This window comes from Cognatundibacterium curvum (assembly GCF_014284235.1).
GTDB classification, from domain to species: domain Bacteria; phylum Pseudomonadota; class Gammaproteobacteria; order Burkholderiales; family Burkholderiaceae_D; genus Undibacterium; species Undibacterium curvum.
In genome coordinates, this window is record NZ_JACOGD010000001.1 from 574881 (window position 1) to 593900 (window position 19020).

9 protein-coding genes are annotated in these 19020 nt (G+C 45.9%); 3 read left to right on the forward strand and 6 right to left on the reverse strand.

Features of this window, described 5'->3' with window-relative positions; genetic code table 11:
* Window positions 1-7: 7 nt before the first annotated feature.
* A complete protein-coding gene (locus H8K43_RS02705) occupies window positions 8-952 on the reverse strand; it encodes an ABC transporter ATP-binding protein (RefSeq protein WP_186902427.1) in 945 nt (314 codons plus the stop codon).
* Window positions 942-1337: a GntR family transcriptional regulator gene (locus tag H8K43_RS02710; RefSeq protein ID WP_186902428.1), complete on the reverse strand. Its 396-nt coding sequence runs from the start codon at window positions 1335-1337 to the stop codon at window positions 942-944. The genes H8K43_RS02705 and H8K43_RS02710 overlap by 11 nt, the downstream gene beginning before the upstream one ends.
* Before the next feature lie 557 nt (window positions 1338-1894).
* On the opposite strand from H8K43_RS02710, the gene H8K43_RS02715 reads away from it, so the two are divergent.
* On the forward strand, window positions 1895-3292 hold the full coding sequence (locus tag H8K43_RS02715; RefSeq protein WP_186902429.1) for a tyrosine-type recombinase/integrase: 1398 nt from the start codon (window positions 1895-1897) through the stop codon (window positions 3290-3292).
* Between the two features lie 583 nt (window positions 3293-3875).
* Here the strand turns inward: H8K43_RS02715 and H8K43_RS02720 are convergent.
* Entirely contained in the window at window positions 3876-9884 is a 6009-nt protein-coding gene (locus H8K43_RS02720; RefSeq protein ID WP_186902430.1) for a DUF4011 domain-containing protein, read from the reverse strand.
* Window positions 9885-10289: 405 nt separating this feature from the next.
* Between H8K43_RS02720 and H8K43_RS02725 the strand changes: the two genes are divergently transcribed.
* Window positions 10290-10709, forward strand: a complete 420-nt coding sequence (locus H8K43_RS02725) for a hypothetical protein (protein WP_186902431.1) — start codon at window positions 10290-10292, stop codon at window positions 10707-10709.
* 1151 nt (window positions 10710-11860) lie between these two features.
* Here the strand turns inward: H8K43_RS02725 and H8K43_RS02730 are convergent.
* Window positions 11861-12733 carry a GIY-YIG nuclease family protein gene (locus H8K43_RS02730; RefSeq protein WP_186902432.1) on the reverse strand — a complete coding sequence of 291 codons (873 nt, stop codon included), beginning with the start codon at window positions 12731-12733 and terminating at the stop codon, window positions 11861-11863.
* Window positions 12734-13052: 319 nt separating this feature from the next.
* On the opposite strand from H8K43_RS02730, the gene H8K43_RS02735 reads away from it, so the two are divergent.
* Entirely contained in the window at window positions 13053-13679 is a 627-nt protein-coding gene (locus H8K43_RS02735) for a calponin homology domain-containing protein (protein ID WP_186902433.1), read from the forward strand.
* Between the two features lie 190 nt (window positions 13680-13869).
* Here H8K43_RS02735 and H8K43_RS02740 read toward each other — a convergent pair whose 3' ends face one another.
* Window positions 13870-14967: an HNH endonuclease gene (locus tag H8K43_RS02740; protein ID WP_186902434.1), complete on the reverse strand. Its 1098-nt coding sequence runs from the start codon at window positions 14965-14967 to the stop codon at window positions 13870-13872.
* A gap of 602 nt (window positions 14968-15569) precedes the next feature.
* Entirely contained in the window at window positions 15570-18839 is a 3270-nt protein-coding gene (locus H8K43_RS02745) for a type I restriction endonuclease subunit R (RefSeq protein ID WP_186902435.1), read from the reverse strand.
* Window positions 18840-19020 lie beyond the last annotated feature (181 nt).

Here is a 19020-nt window from a genome sequence, read left to right on the forward strand (position 1 = left end):
TCATAATTCAATAATTCAAGGCGATAAAAAGATCATCGAGACCGTTGATAGACGGTGCTGTAACGATGTCATCGATGTCAAATTTAGTCTCAGAATTTTTCACTATCCAGTCACGGAGTACACGTGTGTCTATGACACATTGCTCTCGATTTTCGGCAATACATAGTGATTGTGGTATGTTGAATGAAGATTTTGGTAAGATTCGAATGAATTCCAAAACCGCATCCCATTCCTCAAATAACTGAATTCCGCCATTGCGCATGAAGGCAACGTGAGACACCACGCGTTCTAAGTCGCTTAATAAATGGCTGGAAATAAGGATGGTCGGCGCATATTCGACGCTGCTGTCATGTTGATCTTTTTCATGGATAGAATCAGCAAAGAATGGTCGTTCATCTTGAAACAAGGAACGCATGAAATCACGTCTTGTCATAGGATCAAGGCTTGATACTGGCTCATCCAAAATAACTAAGTCTGGTTGATGTGCGAGCGCCAGCACCACCGCCAATTTTTGTTGATCGCCTCCCGATAGTTGACTTACTTCACGAGTCATAGGCAGACGCAAGCGTAGCGCCAATTCTATGGCACGTCGTTCGCGCCATTTAGGATAGACTTGCCCTATCATCTTGATGTGTTTTTCAACAGTGAGCCAAGGAAATAGATCAGCGGATTGCGCAACAAAGCCGAGTCGTTCGCGTATCGTATCGTCCATTTCTAGTACTGGTGTATCGAACAGGCATACTTCGCCTTGCTGAGGCTTATGCAATCCAACCAGACAACGCAGCAGCGTCGATTTACCGCAGCCGTTGGCACCAATGAGACCCACCACTGCACCATGAGGAATCGCCAGATTGACATCTTGCAATATCGATTTAGAGCTATAGGAATAATGCAGGTTTTCGCAGGAAATCGCGAATTGCTTGGCGGCTGATGCTGTGGTCTTAGTCTGCATTTCTTTTATTCTCGTTCTCTATAGTTTTTAATGCCTGTTCAAATAACCTCAGCGCTTGCGCCTTCTCCAATCCGAGCTGATGGGTTACTTGGGCTGCACTCAACATCGCAGGCATAGCTAAAATGGTTTTGTCTTTTGCCGTATTGCGCTGCTCTGCAATCACCATGCCGACCCCACGCATGCGCACTAATACACCTTCGATCTCCAGCATGTTGTAAGCCTTGCTGACAGTCATAGGATTAATCGCATGTTGCAAAGCGACCGTCCGCACGGAGGGCAATGTGTCACCTGAACGCAACTGTCCACTTGCAATAAAGCGCCTCACCTGATCGATGATCTGGCGAAAAATGGGTGTACTGCTGGAAGGGTGTATGTCGTAGTTCATTGTGAATTAGTGTATCACTACGATAATACACATTACAAGGTATTTGAGGCGTCAGTCGCCAATATTCGATGGAACTAAGCCCCGTTGGTAACAAGTCCCAGTCAAATTTAAATTTGCAAAGAAGCCCATGGAAATGCCAAACAATCGCCAGCAAGCTACCTGTGGGCGAAATACGGTGATCGCCGCTATAGTTACGCTTGAGAGCAATTTGACGATTCTCATCGGATTTAAAGGCATTAAGGAAATCATTGGGGCAATAATTTAAAAAGGCTCCCCAGAAAGCAAAAAGGCCAATCTGCTGATTGGCCTAAGTCCTTGATTTTATTGGTCGGGGCGAGAGGATTCGAACCTCCGACCCCATGCACCCCATGCATGTCTCACGATGTTTTTTAAGATTTTTTAAAGTTCACATTTCATTATTTTATCCCTTAAAAATCAATAACTTATAATTTTTATTGTCCACGAATGTTTTTTTACGTTTTTTACTATCCACAAAATCTGTTGGGGTAAATGTTGGGGTAAAATTTCGAACCTCCGACCCCATATATAAATTTTCAATGTCAAAATTAACACAAAAGGCACTTGAAGCAATTGACCCAGAAATGCATGGAAAAACCGTGCGAGAAGACGGCGGATTACTCGGCAAAGTTCGCCTCAAAGGCGATCAGATATCCATCTATTTTTACTACCGTTACCGCTGGGAAGCAAAAACCCGGGATTTGTCATGTGGAACCTGGCCAACCGACTCGCTGGTCACTATACGCAAAATCAGGGACGAAGCCAGGCTAAAAGTAGCAAAAGGCATCGATCCCGGCGAACAGAAAAAAGTCGTCAAGATTGAAGCTCAGGAAGCCATCGCTCTTAAACTGGCGGAGCAAAGTAAAAAGCTCAAAGAAGAGCTGACTTTCACGGATATGTTTGAGGCTTGGATAGACAACGGCGTACGCCGCGAAGATGGTAATGCAACGCTAAAACGAACTTTCAGCTCTGATGTCCTGCCCTTTCTAGGCAAAAAGAAAGTTTGCCAAATTACCGAGTCAGATTTAATCCATGTACTCAAAAAAATGGTGGATCGCGGCGTCAATCGCTCAGCGGTCCTCATGAATAATAATTTTAAGCAAATGTTCTCTTGGGCGGAAAAACGCCAACCCTGGCGAAAACTCATGCTTGAAGGAAATCCTGCAGACCTGGTTGAGATCAAAAGAGTCGTCAGCGAAGAGTATGACATAGACAACGTTCGCACCCGCATCCTCTCTGACGAAGAAATCGCTGAATTAGCAGCTATTTTTATGCGTCAGCAAGCCAGCTATGAACAAGCGGAGAACAAACGCGCAGCACAACGTCCTGTCGTCGCCACCACCCAACTCGCCATTTGGATCATGCTGTCCACCTTGTGCCGTGTTGGCGAATTGAGTTCTGCGCGCTGGGAGGATATTGATTTCGACAAGAAGGCTTGGTTTATCCCCAAAGACAACGTCAAAAACAAAGTCGCATCATTAAACGTGTATCTTTCTGACTTTTCCCTGGAACAATTCAAGCAGCTATACCAACTGACGCGCTATAGCGAATGGTGCTTCCCTGACTCCACAGGCAATAACTGCATAGGCCGCAAAGTCATTGCAGACCAGGTCAGCGACCGGCAATTCATGTTTAAAGTGGACAAAAACGGGGAACCAACCGCCCCCAAAAAGAACCGCAAGAACGACAACTCTTTAGTCTTAGCGGACGGCAACAACGGCAAATGGACCCCGCACGACCTGCGCAGAACCGGCTCAACCATCATGCAAAAACTGAGGATCTCAATTGATACGATCAACCGCTGCCAAAATCATGTCACTCCCGGCGGCAAGGTGAATCGACACTATCTGCACCACGAATACGAAGAAGAAACCAGAGATGCCTGGCAGGCGCTGGGGCTGTATTTGGAAGCAGTTTGTGGCGACGTGATGCCATGATTAGCGCATCTGTCACAATATGTCTGATCATGCGAGGGCAACCATTTGCCGCTATAAATAGCACAGATGACTGCCCGCATCCATACGTCTGGCAAGCGCTCTCCACCAAGAATCCCATCGTGTGTTTAGGCACGATGAGCGCTCAAACCGATATCAAACACATTGCATGTTTCGGATAATGAGTAAATTTTACGACTATTAGCTATCCATACATACCTCACAGAATATCTTTCTCGAAGTATGTCGCTGCCTACATTATGATTTCGTTTGCCGATCTGAGTCTGGTAATTTCTGCTCTTAACCGGGATAGTTCGACGACTTCTGGCGTAAGGATTTTATAGTACCTTTGAGCCCCCCCCCCATTTCCGATGCTGCCTTGAGACAATTGAGCAGCAATTGATCGCATAAGCCTAATTCCTTGACAACCAAAGAGACCCATTTAACATCAGAAACACGTTTGAAGGCACTTCTTTTAATTCGGTCGTATAAGTTTGTTAGGTATCCGGTTCATCATTTGTATTACCAAAGGTGACGTTGAATTTACATCACCTTTGGAACTAAATTTTAGCGGACACTCTACTAATCAGAATATTGCTCTTCCGCCAGGCAAATTGACTGTCACTACAGAATCAGTAATTGTCTCTTCTTTTGTAGCAGTAATGACAGATTCGCTAGCCAACAACGCGCTTTCTGTCACCGGAATCTCTGCTCTGCGCTTAATGGTCAAGAGTTGATGCAATTTGGCGTCTACCTTATCTAAGGTACCTTGCATGTCAATCCACCAATCGGTAGACCAAATGCGAACGACCTCCCAACCAAGGCCGCGAAGCACCTGCTCACGAAGTTTATCTCGATCTCGTGCTGTAGCAGAGCGATGGTAGGTTGCACCATCGCACTCTACTCCTGCTAAATAACGGCCTGGAGCATCAGGATCGACAATGCCAAGGTCAATGCGAAATGAGGAGACTCCAACTTGAGGATGCACCTGCCATCCACGCTCCACAAGTGCACCACATACCGCCTTTTCAAACGGACTGTCAAAGTCACCAATGCTACCAGCTACAAACTCCCCTAAGGCGCGAGCACCACGTTCAGCAAATTCGAGGAAATGCTTCAAATCTCGAACGCCCAATGCTTGTGTACGAGATAAATCCATTTTTTCCGGCTTAAAGCTACCAAACACACGTAACTCCTGACGAGCACGAGTAATAGCAACATTCAGACGCCTCTCTCCACCTTGTTGGTTCATCGGGCCAAAATTCATTGGCATAGCACCATCTATTCCTGGACCATAGGTGATAGAGAAATACATGATGTCTCGTTCGTCACCTTGAACACTCTCAAGGTTCTTTACAAACACTGGCTCGAGAGAAGCCTCAGCAAAGTGGTGCTCAATCGATGGATCGTGCCTGCGAGCTTCATCAAGCAAGTCTTCGATAAGTCGTTGTTGTTCCGTATTAAAGGTCACAACACCAATTGTCAAACCACTATCACGGAAACCATGCGACTTGAGACGAGAAACGAGATCTGCTACGAGCGCTTTTGCTTCCGGCTTATTTGTACGAGAAGCACCTCGTTCGTATTGACCGCCAGTCACATATTGGAAGCTTACAGCCCGGTCGTTTGTCACTGGACTCGGGAAGGTGACAAGGTCTCCACCGTAATATCTATAGTTTGAAAAAGCTATGAGGCTTTCGTGGCGACTACGGTAGTGCCACGAAAGCTTCATTGTAGGTAAGTTTGCACCTATGCACTCTTCAAGAATGCTTTCCAGCTCAATCTCAACATCAGTGTCGTCGACATCTGACTCAGCACGGTCGAAGAAGGTTGTTGGAGGAAGCTGTTTTGGGTCTCCCACCATGATGACTTGTCGAGCTCGAGCCATAGCACCAATCGCATCCCAAACAGGGATTTGAGAGGCTTCATCGAAAACGACCACATCGAAATCTGCCGTTTCTGCTGGTAGATATTGAGCCACAGAAAGAGGACTCATCAACAAGCAAGGAGTTAGACGTACAATCGCACTTGATGCTTTTGACATCAACTCTCTAAGCGGAAGATGCCTGGATTTCTTTTGCATTTCATAACGAAGAAGACCCCATTCCGAACCCTGAGTGACCATTGTCGGCGACGGTAGCCCAGCAGATAGCTGAGCATGTACCCATTTCTGGGTCAATGAAATAAATTTTTGGTCGAGCTCACGGAAATCGTGTATGCGTTTTTCGTGCTCTGCAGATACAAACGTACGCAGGACATCATCTTGGTCAACGACAGCGTTGAGCCACCAACGACAGTAGTCTGTCTCGAACACTTCTTTGACGGTACCCAATGCAACTACCCCTTGCTCAAGTCCCGAGACAAGGGGAGCTAGACCAAGCGTTATTGCATGCTTTCTTACTTTACGCCAGGCACACCAATCACGAAGACGGCTCGATTCTTTCAGAACTAGGCGGGCACGCTCGAGAATCTGTTGCGGCGACAATGCAGACAAGATATGGTGTTCAATCTGGGGAATGCCACTAGATATTGCAAAAATCTCGATAACCCTGTCAAACTCAATAAGAGCATCAGCATAAACGTGACCCGCAGCGGCAACAGGTCCAAAAGGTTCGAGTAATACATTGCTATCCCCCAGCATAAGCGTAATCGGTGCTTTCAGCTGTGCGAGCGCTTCAGGTGTACTTGCAAGGGAACCCAACGTACTAGACAAAGCCTCGGAGAACTGTAATGCAGACCCTATACCATGCAATTTTGTCTGCAATCCACTCCACAATCCATCCGTTTTTACAATAAGTTCATCGTATCCTTCGATGCTTGTGCGCAAAGAAACTAATTCGCGCATTTTTTTCAGGTCTTCAGCCGCAAGCTTGCCCGCACGACCACCCTCGATGAACATAAAACCTTCGTCCAACCAAACAGCCTCACTACGAGCTAAAGAAAGCGCCGACTGAAAGGAGAGGAACTCTTTGGAGACTGCCACGTCCGATTGATATCCTCTCCAAACCCCAGCAGTTTCATCGCTGAGTAGCTCAAGGGGTGCAACAACCAAGTCAATTTGACGAAGCTCTCTCATGCGCTGAAGGTCCTCGCGAGCGATGTCTCCACATAGGCCTTTTGCAACAGGATCGAATCCAATATCCTCCCATGGTTTACGTTCAAAAGCTTGTTCGTGTGCGCATTGGAACGCATATAAAGATCGAGCAACGTTTATGTCAGTTTTTAGACCAGCCCAAACGTTCGATGTTGGCAGTGACAAATCATCAAACTCATTTAGCTTTTGAGTGAGCTTGTCGATTTCAACAATTCTCTCGATGTCACTATCGATGTCAGGCTCACCAGTGTTCTTTGCAAGTTCTTTCAACTTTTTCGCTAAACTACGCTTGCGCAGGAAACTAAATGGCCAAGAAGAATTTTGCAACTCTAACAAGTCACCTTGAAGTTCTTTAACTACTTTGGTAGGGATACCGTCCTTGTAGATCAGAGTCTGTCGACTAACAAGATCCTGGCGAGTCCGAAGCAGTTCAATAGCATCACTTAGCCGTTGTTTTAAAGAAGAGTTCCATGGCTGCGACAAATTAGATCGAAGTTCTTTGTCACGCTGAAGCTGGATGATGCCAAAACGTAAATCATCAAGCATCTGTTTACCACACGGCTGAGATAACTCAGAAAGTAGGAAACGATATCTCTCAAGCATTGGCACTGCTTGACGTAAGCTATCTGAAATATTCTTTGCATCGGGTCGCAATACGAATCTCCAATCATACCCTGATGCCCTCAGGAGAATAGATGCAAGCTTTGTTAGCCCATTGCGAACACGAGAATCAAGTATCAACTCAGGCAAGCCAATAGTCTTGCGTAATGCTAAGGCGGCTGTCTCAAAAACTTCCACTACACTTAGGACTCTTTGAGCTGAGTTAACCAGGTTCTCAGCCCAAGTCGGAGACCATTCTGTCTGAAGAATACCTGCGAGTGGATTTGCCGTGAGGTTTGAAGCTCCGAACGCACGAGCATTTACGTCAAGCAGTTCAGCTGTTTGACGTAAATCTCGCATGGACTCAGAATCATGATGATGTGCATTTGGCCATGACAGATGAAGAATAGGAAAGCCATGTCCCTCAACAACACGGCCAATCGCCTCATACACACACAAACCGTTTGAATAGATTGTATGAAGCCGCTCAACATATCCATTGAGCTGAGATCGCAACAGTTCAAGACGTGCAGCCTCAGCATGCCATTCGTCTGGGGCAAGTGTCGCACTGGCATCCCAAGATGTTCGAAGCTGGTCCAGCACTTCTGCTTTACGAGCCTTATTAGAATGTAGCTCCAAGCAAAAATTACCAAGACCAACTTCGGCTAATCGTCGATAGACGACATCAAGGGCAGCCATTTTTTCGGAAACGAAAAGAACACGTTTTCGTTCCGCGAGAAATTGTGCAATAAGATTAGAAATGGTCTGACTCTTTCCAGTGCCTGGCGGTCCAATAAGAACGTAGTCTTTCCCTCTGCTACCAGCGACTACCGCTGACAACTGCGAAGAATCCGCAGGAAGTGGGCAAAACGTCTCCTTAACAGGTAACTCGAAATCCAATCGACGGACATCGGGAAATTCCACATTATTAAAATAAGAATTTCTCGGCGTATCAATAAGATGCCGTACCACAGGGTTCTTTCTTAGGCTTTCGACCCGCTCAGTCAAGTCGCGCCACATCAAATATTTAGCAAAAGAGAATGATGCAAGCACTACGTCTTCGACAACTTCCCAGCCAGGAATATCTTTGATAGCATGGGAAACAGTCATCCATATACCAGCAACATCCAGCCCAGCATCATCTTGAGGTAGATTTGTGTCACGAATACCAAGTTCAAGCTCGAAATCTTGGCGAAGCAGCTCGATAAGCGTTGGATTAAAACGAGCTTCATCATCATGAAGCTTTATACTAAAGCCAGATCGAGCACTTTTCCTCTCAAGTGATACTGGCAAAAGAATCAACGGTGCACGATATTTTTTTTCATCCCTGACGTCCCTTGTCCATGAAAGAAACCCCAGAGCCAAGAACAAGGTATTTGAACCTCCCTCTTGTAAACTTGTGCGGGAATTCCGATACAGTTCAAGGAGACGATTCTCAAGCTCTTCTTGGGTTAAACCAACGAATACTTCTTTCCGCTTAAGAGCATCCAAAGCATGTTGTTTATGCACATATTCTCGCTCGCGTGCCTCATGGAGTGCTTTACTGCGCGGATCGTCACCGTCCATAAGATCTGGACGGCTCAACAACTTTAACGCATGTCCCTCCGCGAGCACATCTTCAACAGCCCCGGGTTCGGGAGCGTCAAGCTTTATAGATTTTTTCCCAGCTTTAAAACTCAAAAGGTTATTACGTAAAGACAAATCTAACAATTTTCTCTGCCACCGTGATAGCCGATCTTCTGGACACTCCACCTCAATACGCGCCTCCTCTTCTCCTCCTAAATCCGGACAATCTTCCCATACTGGATCTTGCGGCTCTTGCTGCGGCGACGAACCTTGTTCCGAGAAATTAGATTTTTCACTGGCAAGGGGCTTAATACGCTGAAGACGAGCTCGACGGATATCGACAGCCAACTTGAACACCCCCTCTTCAGCCTCCGAAATGTGCTCTTCACCTTTTAATATAGTGAAACTAAACGTCGGAAGTGGTCGATGAACAAGTAACGTCGATTCAAAAAGCACCATCTCCTTCAATTTAACGCGCTTACGAAGAGCCGTGATATCGTCAACAACGGTAGAAGAGAATTCCTCTGGTTTCAGCCATACACCGGGGAAAGCGTGCCCATTCTGGAAAACGATGAGAGGATTTAGACCAGCTTGCTCAAGTGCTGCACAAATGAAAAGGGTTAGATCTAAGCAGGTGCCTAGCCCAGACTCCACAACTTGACCAGGTCCGCGAACTTTTTGTCCTTGTTGCTCAAAGCTAGCTGGTGGTAAAGCGTAGTCCAACCCCAAACTACCAATAGCGCTCCAAATTGCAGATGCAAGCTCCCATGCCCGTTTGGCACCATCTTGATAACCATTAATGGAGGAGGACTTACCAGCCTTGCGCAAAATCTCAGCGGCATTCTTAAGCACGCGCTCGACTGCAGGCTCGTTCGGTTGAACAAATGCAGCAATCATGTCGGGTAGTGATGACAATCCTCCCCATTGATTTCTTGGCAGAAGTTCGACTGTTGACTCAATGCGAGCAATACTAGGCGATTCTCCATCTGAAATGGTAAGTTCCAAATTCAGAATTGCCTTCTCTGCTTCCGTTAGTCGTCCTAGTAACGAGCCATCAAGCGAAATATTGAGATCTCCAATATGAAGTGTCTGCCCTGATGCTAACTGGTCGATATGCCAGGTTTTTGGCTTCAAAAACGGCGGCGTAGATATCACTGTCAAACGAAGATTGCGATACGAAATTTCGGTTTCATTTACAATCGCCAGTTCATGAATTGCAGGCACCGCATTTTGAAAATCAGCAAGATTTATCCGGGTCGAAACATTTATTTCAATTTTGACCTCAGGTGGTAACTCTTCACTCACCTTCGTTAGTTCGATATCCCCTACATCCATATTGAATCCCATTTCAGAATTGATTGGCTTCGAAACCAAATTTCATATTTTTACAAGATCGAGAAAACTGAATTTCTTCTGGTTCCATCACCAGGAAACTAAGTTCCACTTATAGGCTATTTACATGGCGTTAATTGCTACAACGCCAAGTTGAGTTAAGTCTTTCTATCATCACAATTAAACGATGGTCAAGTAATTTCAGAGATAGCAATCCACTCGATTACTATATCAACCTCGAATAATTAATTAAAAAACAATATTCCTCATAGAGTTCGATATCCAATCTATATATCAATGAGCGGATAGTCGATCATATATAAAATTTTAGTTAAAAATAAAATAATCAATTAAATATTAAATAACATTGTAAAATGTCAACTTTGTGATTAGATCTTTGAGACTCGAGTGCGACACCTTCTTCTACTGTTGAGTTTTGTCTGTTGTATTGCATATGCTGAAAACCGCAGCTATGAGGTAAGTAATGTGGAGGAAAAAGCTGCAGAGTGTTCGGCTGATCCTGAGTGCGAGGCGTTATATTTGCGGATGGAAGCGAGGAAAGCGGAGCAAAAAAAAACAAAGCCATTGATTTCTGGATGGGATTTGGCATTTCTTGCATTTGTCTTAATCGGGTTTTATTACTGGCGTAACAGGAATGAATCCGAGCAAGAAGGGAATATTGAAAAACACGTTGTTACTAAACAAGAAGAACTGAAGTTAGATACTCTTCAGGAATTTAAGTTACATGCAGTGACGGATGAACAAGAATTGGATGAGCATGAAAAGTTTTTAAAAGATTTAGAGCTAAGATCTCGTAAAAATAGATAATTTTTTCACCTAAGCGGAATCTCTATTCTTGCCATACATACTGAGTGAAAATGACTAGAATATCCAAATTCCTTAAAAAATACTTCACGCATTTCGCAGGACTACTGAATCAAGTCAAAGGTGAAACTTATGTGAGTGCACTGGGATCAAGGGTAAGCGGTTCGTACTGCCTACTGATGGATCACCTGACCTACGACGAGCGCGCAAGCTCAATAAAGCAATAAGCATAGAGACTTCCTGGAAAAATCAGCCGATCCAAGTTCACCGCGTCATGCACTTTAATTGTGGTGACGATGGGAGTATTTGGGTTATGAATGACGGCAGCGCGATCAACATGACTAAAAGGGGGAATCCGACAAAAAAAGGCAATGGGACTGTTCCTTCCTTTTTGACGAATACTAAGAAAAATGTCTGATAGCTAGCTCAATGTAGAACTATCCAAGCTCCTCTGACCATGACTACAACTTTCATAGGACTGGCATTGATACAATCAAATCATGCAAAGAACATAGCATTATGTTGCTTAAAGTTTATTTTCCCCTTGCTGTTTTTTGAGTAACCTATGCCAAATCGTTGCCAATGCGGATGTTGCATCCGCAATTCACTACCCGAACAAGAAAAGCTCGCTATCATGGAGCGAGCCAAATACGACCACATTACTGTCCTCGACAGAGGAAGAATGCAGGCGGTCAAAGACGAAGAATGGAGGAGGTTCCAGGAGAAAAGAGACCTGCGAGTCCGCAAGCTGATACAGAAATTCTTCCGAACCTTTATTTTTTGGCGATATTGATTGAGCTCACTGCTAGCACACATTTGATTTGCCAATAATTACAAATTACACTGCCTTACGGCCAATTTTTTCTGTTGCGTTATTAAACAAAGTCAGCAATCACTCAACATCAAGAACATGTGGAGTGCATTCGCATTACGTTCGCATTACGTTCGCATTGCAGCGGCATCTCAGTTCACTCAGAGGTATTGGACATGCAGTATTTGTAAAAATATCGCGGCGCACGACGACTATTAGTCCCATCGACATGGGAAACACCAAAGTGCGCGACGAAATCCGCCCCGGAATATAGGTTCATCTGGTAGCGCTTTGAGCCAAATATTCTCTATTAGCGAATGGAGAATATTTTCTGTAGCACCACCTACGGCAACCCTGCCTGCTGCGTTTGCAGCGCTTTCAGAGTACGTCCAGTTTCGTCTTTCCATTCCGTGCGGCCATTCGCGCTACGGCCCAAGATGATCGCTGCAGCAGTTGATGGGCTAGAAAAGCTGTAGTCCTGTTGAAAGACATAGTTCTCGCCTACGCGCCGCAATACTTCGTTATCGATTAAATCTTGTCGCAGATCGACGATGCCATGCATTTGCTCTCGCATCGACGATGTGATATTGGCACTGGCCTGCGAATTTTCCTTCACGACAAACCCCTGGTTTGATTCATAACCTAACGCGTTCAAACCTTTTCCGGTACAGCGTAAAACAGTGGTATTCGCCTGATTTATCTCTGTCGCATGTGCCAGCTCAAAAGCAGACACGCCTAAAACGGGCAACATACTCAACATATGATCGAGAAACACCAGCATATCGGCACGATCTGACTCCGACAGCGTGGGTTCATTTTCTGCTTTGATGTTTTCCAAACGCATGCGCTTGGCATCTTTTGCACGCTGTATCAGTTGGGATTCGAGGAACTGCACATGTGCTTTATTGAGCTGCCCTGCGCCAGCCACAAAAAAGACTGCCTTGGTCCAAAAATCTTTATTGCTGAAATGACTTTCTAATCTTGGCTTTACCGGATCGCCCTCACCGATATAGACCATCTCGCCATCACCATCTGGTCGCGGGCCAAGCAAAAGATAAACCCCTGTTTGAGCAAACTCTTCACGCTGCTTTATCGTCGTCAGTAATGGACGAGGAAATACAACTGCTCTGCCTATCCAATTGCTGCGCTCTACTATGCGCAGACCATCCGGGTCACCAGTCGCTACGAAAATTTTTAGGGAAAATGGTTTAGGCATAAATTAATCAATCAACAAAACATTTGATGCATTTCATATTATGCATTCACCAATAAAATATTGAGCAATGCATATCATAGTTACATAGCTAAACTATATCAATCTGAAAAACAGCACGCACCAATATCGGAAATTCGACATAGATAAATAGTAAAATTATTAACCATAATATAAAAAATTTAACCACAATCTAAATTCAATGACCCGATTCGCCGAGCCAACAATTATCCGTTGCCCTTCATGCAACTGGCATTTACGCCAAAGCCAACTTGCTTCAATCAATTTTCATGGACGTACAATTCAAGTATGGACTGACGGGGTGACAAGTATCGGTTATGAGATTGTAAGTTCACCACTACTACAATGTCCTTTATGCAGCAATCCATTTTGGAAGCAAGATGCTAAAGAAGTCGATATACCACAACCAGAACCACAAGAAAAAAAAGGGCGACTTGCAAGTATCCTGGCTACGCTGACTGGAAAAAAGAAAAAGGAAGAAAAAAAGCCTGTAGAAACAAATTGGCTGGGTGTTCCAAATGATGTGGCGCATGCAGTTAATTCCCAAGTACCAACAATTGGAGACTGGCTAACGATATTGAATGGCTCGAAAGGCCTTAGCCCAGAGCGAGAATCAATCGTTAGGCAAAAAATTTGGCAAAAAGGCAATGATCATTTACGCACACGCCCAGATGGCACACCATGCCGTAAAACCCCTTTGTTTTCTAATGATTTTTCAGAGCAGAACTTGCTGGCGCTGCTGGATTTACATAAGAACAACTTGATCGATTCACCTACTGAGAAGGCAGAAATACTGCGGCAACTTGGCAGATTCGACGAAGCACTGCAAGTTTTAGAAACAATCAAGGAAGAAGGCTTGAACCGCATTGCCACTAGAATTTGGGAACTCGCGACCAAACATGATGGCAGCCTGCAATCACTTAGCTAAAATTGAAATTGGTTAGCTATATGCTACAGCGGTCAATAAAACGAACAAGTCCGATGTACAGCTTATCTGTACTAACTCAAACTTGCTCTGACAGAAGGTGGCTGTCTCTAGGCGACTCCCGCCTCGAAGCCACCTGTCGCCCCAAAGCTGTCTTTCAAAATAAGGAAGGCCAAGGGGTTTTACATCCAACCTACTTCTGGAACACTTCCCCGCGGTGGTACTCGAGGTATCCAGCCGTTCCATCCGATAGGAATCGAAGTGGCTTTGGTAGCCCCAAAAGTTTAACGTGACGTTCGTCCAAGCGGGGGGAAATCATCATTTGGCCATCGCTGTCGAATGTGATTAAGCCTCTGTCAAAAAGGGCGTCAAGATTTGCCGACAGCAGCAACCCATTGTCCACATCGAGCTTCTGTTTCCCCTTTGCTTTAACCCATGGTTTGATGTGGGACGCTATTAGAATTTCACGACAATTAATGCCAGTGACGGCACATGCACCACCCCAAACCCTGATTAAGTCCTCACGAAATTGACCTTGCCCACGACGAGCGTTGATGCTGGTTAGAACATCTGTGATTGGTTCTTTTTCGTTGGCTATTTCCTCTACCCTGATGGGGGCGGAAGGGGCAATTTGAATGGCATCACTAAGAACCTGCCACTTCTCTCCACGCTGTTCGGCAGGTATTGCATCAAGAAAACGCCCTGCCACTAAGCGGTCAAGTTCAGTGTAGCGACCAAACATTTGAAGCAGCTTCCCTTGCCCTGTTATTGTTCTCGCATTGAGCGTGACAGGCTCATCAAGCCACCAGAAAAAATCATCTGGACAAATCCAGTTAGGTATCCAAGCCGTATCCTTCTTCCAGTCGGCGAGAAATTGCTGATGATTTCCATCGTACTGGTGCCGAACATTCGGAACAGCCCAAGCTTCTTCGTGAAGGTCATTCAAATTGAGGTCTTTGACTAGTTGTTCGCGTTGTGGACGATAGTGTTCGGAGGCGAGGCAAATCGCATTTCCGGCAATGCCGACAAGCTGCTGTATCCCACTGTGCGAAACGGTCATGAATACGAAGGTCTGACCCGCGTTTTCGTCCACCGGAGCATTGCCCAAGCCCTCCGTGTGGAAGAGACGATAGCGCTGCCTCCCGCGCTTGAGAAGCATCCGAGGTGAATTATTCCATTCCTCATGACCGTAACCTGTATCTTTGGGATAGCCGCTAGTTGCGATGACACCTGACGGACGAACATATGATTGAGTGTTCCAGAAGATAGGTTTTTGAATGAATAGTGCCATAGTTTTCCTATAAGTTATTTTAATCGAACGTACAAATGAACATGCGGGCGTGCCGTCAACAGCACTCCGGTAGCAGCTTGCCAATCTTCAAAACTCACAGACTGTCACGCCATATTGTAGTAATCGGTTGACATTCACTGTTAGCAGCAGCATGGAACTCGAACTCTTCGGACAGCATGTATCAGGTCAGTTTTGGACCAGTACAGTTAATAACCAAAAGCGTCGGGAACACCGAAATGCATGACTAAATTCTTCCAGAATATTGGTTCATTCAGCTGCACTTTGATCTCTATGTTTTCTATCAGCGAATCGAGAATATTTTCCGCAGCACCAGCTACAACGGCCCCGTCTGTTAACTTATTATTGGTGGTATATTTGGGTTAGCTTAAGACTAAAGAGACTTTCAGTGCTTTCTCTGCGCTCTCCTGAAAATCATTAATCTTAGTCATCAATCATTCTTCATCCAAAAGCTCTTCCAGCAAATAAGATTTACTATATCCACTTCCTACCTTCTTCCTACTTAACACTGCATTGAGCACGTTTGACCTTACTGAAAAATTTTTAAATGCGTCGTAAAAACATTCAGTCTTTCCACTACCAAATTATCTTGTTGGGTTGGTCAAAATTTCAAAAATCACCTTAGAAAATAACTTAGCCTTACCCGGATCAGACAGCAATTGCATCATCTGATTCTGATGTGCGTCGCCACTACCTAAGATGGCATCATCTACCGCCCTTGGAAAGTCACCCAGCATCGCTTGCTCTGCGCTGTTATTGGCGATCTGCTGCATGACGATGTCATTTTCGCGCACCTTGTCGCTGATGGTATAAGCGTAGTTGACCATGTCGTTGTCGGTGAGTTGATCAGTGATGAACAGCTCGTTTAAGCGGTGTACGATTTGGGATAAGAACTCGGTCTTTTTGTCTTTAGCCTTGGCGGTACCTGCGCCCTCGCCTGGTTCCAGCTTGTATTCATCGCTGTTCTCTTTCAGCGTTAAATGTTGCTGGCGGATTTTAGAGACGCGGTAATGGCTGAGTACTATGCTGGATAAGTCGATATCGTCTTCATCCAAGATGGTCTCACGCAGCATAGGGCGCAGGTTGCGCGCATACAGACTGAGTTTTTCCAGGTCTTTGTCGTTGTAATCAACGATTTGCGACATGAACTCGTAAAAGCGCACAAAGGTGCCGAGGTCTTTTTTGAAAATTTCTAACGCGTCTTTTGCACGCTTGCAGTCTTTGAAGCTGTTTTCTGCATTGGCAATCAGCACTGCGTCGTTAAATTTCTTTTGACGCTCAAACATGTCTTTGGCTGTCTTGTACGCTTCCACAGCATGCTTGTAACGCTTCTGCCAGCGCTCTACCGCAGGCTTGCAAATATTGGCGATCGCGGCGTTGCTCTTACTTTTAACGAAGAAGGCGTCGCAGAATTGTTCGACTTCTGTCCAGGTAAAGATATCAGCAGCCCTTAGCTTGTCGTACAGATCAAAAATCAAATTCGGATTCGACACATCTGCCAACTCTGCCGTCTGGAAGTAAGGCTGAAAAGATGCCAGAATCTCTTCCGGCTCATTAAAAAAGTCCAGAATGAAGGTGCCAACCTCAGCCTTGCCCGGATAAGTGCGATTTAAGCGCGACAAGGTTTGTACGCACTCAACACCGCCCAGCTTTTTGTCGACATACATGGCGCACAGCTTGGGCTGATCAAAGCCGGTCTGAAACTTGTTCGCCACGATCATGACTTGATAATCGTCCGTATCAAAGGCTTTGCGCATGTCGCGGCCTTTGAGATTCGGGTTCATATTGGTTTCAGTGAATTTCTGCCCAAGGAACATCTCTGCATTCGGGTCTTTGTCGTTGAACTCGACTTCGCCAGAAAACGCCACCATCGCGTGGATCTGTTGGTAGCCTTGCTCGCTCTTCATTTTTTCAACGAGGTATTTATCAAACGCCTGTTTGTAGCGCACCGCCTCTTTACGCGAGCTGGTGACCACCATCGCCTTCGCCTGGCCACCTAACAAACCCATGACATGGGTTTTAAAGTGCTCGACGATTACCATCACCTTTTGGCTGATGTTGTGATCGTGCAGGCGTACCCATTGATTAAGCTTAACCTTGGCTTTTTTGCTTTCGACTTCCTGGTCGACATCCTTCATCCTCATCGCCAGGTTATAGGCGACTTTGTAGTTGGTGTAGTTCTTCAACACATCAAGAATAAAGCCCTCTTCAATAGCCTGGCGCATGCTGTAGACATGGAATGCGGCGGGCTTATTGCTCTTAGAAGCTGGTTCTTCAGGGCGCGGCAAGCGGCCGAATAATTCTAAAGTCTTGGTCTTGGGTGTGGCGGTAAACGCCAGATAAGTCAGGTTTTTAGAGGCGCGGCGCGAGGCGACGGCGGCATCCAGAATGTCTTCTGTCGATAACTCATCCTCCTCGCTGGCGCTGCCATCGACCATCAAGACTTCTTTTAACTGCCGGGCAGTCGAACCGGTTTGCGACGAATGCGCCTCATCGGCAATGACGACGTAATTACGTTCTTTAAGGCTGACGCTGTTTTCTATCGCCTTTAAAACAAACGGGAAGGTTTGTATCGTAACGATGATAATGGGCTGAGAGTTCTCTAATGCCTTGGCAAGCTTTTCAGATTTAGAACCATCGCCTTCTTGATTATTGATGCGTCCCACTACACCGTCAGTTTGTTCAAACTGGGCAATCGTGTCTTGCAGTTGCGCATCCAGCACCGTGCGGTCGGTGACGACGATCACGGAATGGAACAGCTTGTTACCTTTGTCATCGTAGAGTGACGACAATTGATGCGCTGACCAGGCAATCGAATTGGATTTACCAGAACCGGCGCTGTGTTGAATCAGATACTTATGCCCCGGCCCTTCAGTGCGTGCGGCATCAAGCAATTTATTCACCACATCCCATTGATGGTAGCGCGGAAAAATCAGGCTTTCTTTCTTGTATTTGCGCCCTTCCCAGTCTTCTTTGTCTTCGATCTGCAAATGCACATAGCGGCCAAGGATTTTGAGCAGGTTATCGGGCAATAAGACTTCGTTCCACAGATAATCGGTCGCGTATTGGTTAACGTCTAAAGGTGCATCATTCCCCGCGCCGCCCTCATGCGTGCCTTTGTTAAACGGCAGGAAGAAAGTGCTTTCTCCTTCTAAACGCGTGGTCATATAGACCTCGTACTGGCTCACCGCAAAATGCACCAGCGCACCGCGTTTAAAGGTCAATAAAGGTTCCGGTTTTTTGGTAACCGGGTCCACCGGCAAACGCGTGCTGCGGTACTGACGCATCGCATTATGTACCGCTTGCTTGAATTCTGATTTCAGCTCCAGTGTCGTGACCGGGATACCATTGACGAACAACACCAGATCAATACGCCAGTCTTTGGCTTTAACGCCCGTTTCTGCCAGATGCGCAGCGGTCGCCCACGGGCTGTACGTCACCTCCGGCACCACGCGCAAACGATTCTTTTTGTAGCGCGCCAAGGTATCTGGGTTCAGATCATGTTCCGGTGCGAACTGGCATAAAGAAAAGCGCGTACCACGATCTTTGAGCTCATGCCGCAACACGCCCAGCGTACCAAAGCTGCGGATTTCTTTATTGGCGGCATTCGGGTCAGCCTTATTCAATTGCTGCGCCAAACGCTCCAAAAATTTTTGCTCAGGCTGCACCGGATACAAAGCACAAAACTTTTGCCATTGTTCGACTTGGGTGTCTTTGACAAAGCCAATCACATCTTCGGGATACAAAGCCAGTTCGCGGTTGTAATGCTCTGCTTTGCCGAGCAACCAGCCGTTGGCAAGTAATTGGCGAATCATGTCGCTTTGGAAGGTACTTTCGTTGGCTTTGCTCATCATTGCGCTCTATTTCTGATGTTTATTTTGTGATCGTTTCTTAAGTATGGTACTTAGCAGTACCGAGGGGGCTGATGCAAGTTAAGTAATGGGAAATATTCTCACTCAATTCGAGACGCACCGCGTCTCGAATTCGAAACGTTCGCTCTGTACCGTCGTTCCTGCGAAGGGGTTGGCGAGGGTT